The organism is Streptomyces sp. NPDC001941, assembly GCF_040296945.1.
GTDB lineage: Bacteria > Actinomycetota > Actinomycetes > Streptomycetales > Streptomycetaceae > Streptomyces.
In genome coordinates this window covers 1-3,715 of sequence record NZ_JBEOYE010000217.1, presented here as the reverse complement: position 1 = coordinate 3,715, position 3,715 = coordinate 1, and the positions used below count along the sequence as shown (strand labels likewise).

The window sequence follows — 3,715 nt, the reverse complement described above, 5'->3', positions numbered from 1 at the left end:
TGGCGCATCTTCCGCAGGGCACGCTGCAGCCCCACCTGGCTCACCACCGCAGCCCGCGCCGTCCTCACCCTTGAGAGCTACAACTGAAAACGCTCCTTGATCAGGGCAGTGGCCGTAGCCGGGTTTCGGCGTGCGCGGGACAGCAGCCCCTGAACGCGGGCCGATTGGTCTGGATCATCGAGGAGGTGCACGCGGCCACGGTAGACGGTCCTCGCGCTCAGCAGGGATGCCGGGAGTGTGCGGGCGGCGGGGCGTCACGGTGGGGGGCGGTGTGGGGCGTTGGCCGCGACCAGCCCCCGGGTGCCGGTCGCGTGAGCCCGCTTGGCCTCCCGCTCCAGGGATCCTGCGCGGGGTCGCGGAGCTACGCCCGGTGCTCACCCTGGTCGCGATCGTGCCGTGCAGATGTGTGGAGGCCGCTGCTGTGCCGGGGGGAGATCAGGATGTCGCGTTCGCCAGGGCGTGGGGCGGGAGGCCGGCGCGCAGTACGTCGGTGTTCGCGCCGAGGAACAGGTTGCTGCCGCAGGTGAGGACCGCGTCGCGGCCGGGCTGGCGGGCCTCGCGGAAGGTGTCGGTCAGGGGCAGGCCGAGGTACGCGGTGGCGTAGCCGTCGGGCAGCGCAGGGTCGGCGATCTGGCCGGTCGGTGTGAGGCACCAGGCGTGCTCGATGGTGGCCAGCGGCCACGTCCCGGGCACCAGCGCGTATCCCTCGACGTAGGTCCAACCCGCGCGGTCGGCCCAGGTGTGGGCGGCTTCGAAGCAGCGCCCCGGCATGTGCTCCCAGGCTTGCCCGTTCGGCCAGGGGGCGGGCGGATACCAGTGTCCGTGCTCGAGAACCAGGTCGGCGAAGGTGGGGTGGCGCCAGGAGGGGTCGAGGGCGAGCTGGCGGTACAGCTCCAGGTCCCTGCGCATGGTCTTCTGTGCGTGGCGGAAGTCGTTCTCCCCCACGCCCGGTTCAGCTTCTGTGCCCATGGTCTCGTCTCCGCCGTGTTGCGGGCCCGCCGGCGTGCCGTGAGGTGCGGGCGCGCGGCGGCGGGCAGGTCGGTGACGATCCTGCCGTCTCAGATACTTACCGGGTCAAGCGTATGGGCGCACGCGATGAGGGCGGATTCAGTCGTGCCGCCGGCGAGAACCGTCGGATCTGCCTGGCCGAGCCGTACGGTGATGCCCAGGAGGCGCTTATGAAGCTGGTCCTGGGCATCACCGCGGATCTACGTGCGTGCCCGGCCCGGTATCCGCAGTCCCCGCAGGGCCTTCTGGCGGCGATCCGGCCGGGCGCCTGCGGGTCAGCCGCGGACGATGTTCTCGGCCTGCGGGCCCTTCTGGCCCTGGGTCACGTCGAACGTCACCGGCTCGCCCTCGACGAGCTCGCGGTAGCCGTTGCCGGAGATGTTGGAGTAGTGCGCGAAGACGTCCGGTCCGCCGCCGTCCTGGGCGATGAAGCCGAAGCCCTTCTCGGAGTTGAACCACTTCACGGTGCCGCTGGCCATGCTGTTGTCCTTCGCGTACGCCGGGAATCCCGGCAGTTTTGTGGGCGGCGCCCCGCACGTGTGCAGGGCGCCCGCCCAGCGTCCTACCCCACCGGCGAGGCACTCACCCGCCCGCCGGCCACGGGCCGGTGTGGGATGGAACACTCTTCCGGCGTGCGCGGCCCCGTCCCGTCACCGTCCTGTGGCATCGTGCCAGCCGGAGGGTTACTTGCCCTTGGCGGCGTCCTTGAGCTTGGACCCGGCGGACACCTTCACGCTGTAGCCGGCCGGAATGTCGATGGGGGCACCGGTCTGGGGGTTGCGGGCGGTGCGGGCGGCACGGTGGGTGCGCTCGAAGGTCAGGAAGCCGGGGATGGTGACCTTTTCGTCGCCCTTGGCGACCACGTCGCCGACCGTCTCGGCCAGCGCGGCCAGCACCGCGTCGGCGTCCTTACGGGTCACCTCGGCGCGCTCGGAGAGGGCTGCGATCAGCTCACTGCGGTTCATCAGGTTGCTCCATCGTTCTTGAGATGCCGGGACCGTTGCACGGACACGGCGTGTACGGGCCCATGGTGGCATCCGTGTCTGACACACCCTCGCCGGGCACGGCGGCCCACCGCCGATGCCACCCTTCCTGACGACTGCACGGCCCGTCCCGTGCAGCGCCCCTGGTTTGGCGTGGAAGCAAGGCTCCGCTCTGGCTCGTCGGCTCTCCTGGCCTCGCGTCCGGCTGCGGGCGGTCAGCTGGCGGCGGGCGGTCGCCGCGGGTGCGTGATGTGCTGGCCGTCCGCGCCGTAGGTAATGGCGAGCTCTGTCCAGTCGATGGTCTTCTCGTGGGTGCTCGTGGGCCAGCCCAGGTATTCGTGGGGCTGGGGGGTGCGCTGGCCGCGGGTGCGCATGAACTCCACCGGCGCCACGGCCACTCCGGTGGCCGTCCCGTCGCCGGTTGCGGTGAGGCGGATGAGGAGGTCATGTCCGTAGGGGCTGTCCAGCGGAGCGACGAGGACGCCGCCCGGGGCGAGCTGGGTGATCCACGCGCGCGGGATGGCGCGGACCGAGGCGGTGGCGACGATCCGGTCGTAGAACCCGCCGTCCGGGTCCACGTGTTCCCCGTCGCCGACCAGCAAGCGCGGCGACAGGTCCTGTGCGGCAAGGCGCTGGCGGGCGTGGCCAGCCAGCGCGGAGTCGATCTCGATGCTGGTCACCTGGCCGGCGCCTACCCGGTGAGCGAGCAGCGCGGTGGAGTAGCCGGTGCCGGTGCCGATCTCCAGGATCTTGTGGCCGGGCTGGGGGTCGAGGTGGCGCAGGACTTCGACGGTGACGGCGGGGGCGGAGATGCTGGAGGTGAACGCGCCATCGGCCGGGCCTGTGAGGGGGGTGGAGCCGTCGTTGATCTGGGTGATCAGGTAGAAGCCGGGCAGGTACACGGCGTGCAGCCAGCGTTGCGGCTCGAGGCGGCGGTCCAGGACGGGGTAGAGGCCGTCCTTGTCGCGTTGGGGCCACCAGACGCGGTCGGGGACGTACGCCTCTCGGGGCGTGGCCATGAACGCCTCGAACAGCCACGCCTGGCCGCCCATCCCGCGTTCCTCGTCTCGCATCTGCTCGGCGCAGCGCGCCCGCAGCTCGCGGCCGAGTGATCTAGTCGCTGTCACCTGTGCTCCCCTGCCCCGGGTCAGTCGTCGTCGGGGTCGGGTGACGGGTCGGGCTCGGGCAGTGGGTTGCCCGGGTCACCAGGTGAGCTGTACGGGCCGCCGACTTGTCCGTCGCCGCTCTGCCGGTCGTCTCCGCCCATAGCGCTTGGTGTCCCTTCGGCTGGTTCTGTCCAGGGGGTGCTCTCGACGGTAGCCGGTGGTGGCGGTGCGTGTACGGGCGTTGGCCGATGCTGCCCCGGATGCGGGCAGCAATGGCCATGCCTGCGGGTGGGGGTGCGGTGTGTCAGTGGCGGAAGCCGCGATCCGGATCGCGGGCCGCGTCGCTGTCGAAGGGCTCGAACCAGTCGTCGGCCTGCAGGTTGACCACGCCCAGGGCCTGGTGGATGTCGCTGTCGGGGAGTTCGATCCCGTCGAGCTTGGTGTCGAAGAGCATCAGTACGTCATGGTCTTCGAACAGGTCGCTGGAGCAGCCCATCCCAGTCGTAGTCCGCGTGGTGGGAAGTAAGAGATCATCTCATTTGGTGAGTCTGCGGTAGCAGATGAGGGTGCAGGCGATGCTGGCGAAGGCGAGGAAGTGGATGGCCTGTCGCTCGTAGC

At 70.6% G+C, this 3,715-nt stretch carries 5 protein-coding genes; all 5 read right to left on the bottom strand.

The genetic code is table 11. The features are described 5' to 3' along the window. Positions 1-435 precede the first annotated feature (435 nt). On the bottom strand, positions 436-969 hold the full coding sequence (locus tag ABT160_RS46575; RefSeq protein ID WP_351656390.1) for a hypothetical protein: 534 nt from the start codon (positions 967-969) through the stop codon (positions 436-438). Positions 970-1,283: 314 nt separating this feature from the next. Further along, complete coding sequence (locus ABT160_RS46570) at positions 1,284-1,487, bottom strand: cold-shock protein (protein ID WP_009192932.1); 204 nt, start codon at positions 1,485-1,487, stop codon at positions 1,284-1,286. Positions 1,488-1,691: 204 nt separating this feature from the next. Next, complete coding sequence (locus ABT160_RS46565) at positions 1,692-1,973, bottom strand: HU family DNA-binding protein (RefSeq protein WP_351656387.1); 282 nt, start codon at positions 1,971-1,973, stop codon at positions 1,692-1,694. A gap of 233 nt (positions 1,974-2,206) precedes the next feature. Further along, positions 2,207-3,118, bottom strand: a complete 912-nt coding sequence (locus ABT160_RS46560; RefSeq protein ID WP_351656385.1) for a methyltransferase domain-containing protein — start codon at positions 3,116-3,118, stop codon at positions 2,207-2,209. 283 nt (positions 3,119-3,401) lie between these two features. Beyond that, positions 3,402-3,593 (bottom strand): hypothetical protein, encoded by a 192-nt coding sequence (locus ABT160_RS46555; RefSeq protein WP_351656382.1) that lies wholly within the window; start codon positions 3,591-3,593, stop codon positions 3,402-3,404. Between the last annotated feature and the right edge of the window lie 122 nt (positions 3,594-3,715).

What these genes read in the sequence shown, in the direction of transcription:
- ABT160_RS46570 (WP_009192932.1), bottom strand. Translation starts at nt 1,487, where the DNA reads ATGGCCAGCGGCACCGTGAAGTGGTTCAACTCCGAGAAGGGCTTCGGC.
- ABT160_RS46555 (WP_351656382.1), bottom strand. Translation starts at nt 3,593, where the DNA reads ATGGGCTGCTCCAGCGACCTGTTCGAAGACCATGACGTACTGATGCTC.
- ABT160_RS46565 (WP_351656387.1), bottom strand. Translation starts at nt 1,973, where the DNA reads ATGAACCGCAGTGAGCTGATCGCAGCCCTCTCCGAGCGCGCCGAGGTG.
- ABT160_RS46575 (WP_351656390.1), bottom strand. Translation starts at nt 969, where the DNA reads ATGGGCACAGAAGCTGAACCGGGCGTGGGGGAGAACGACTTCCGCCAC.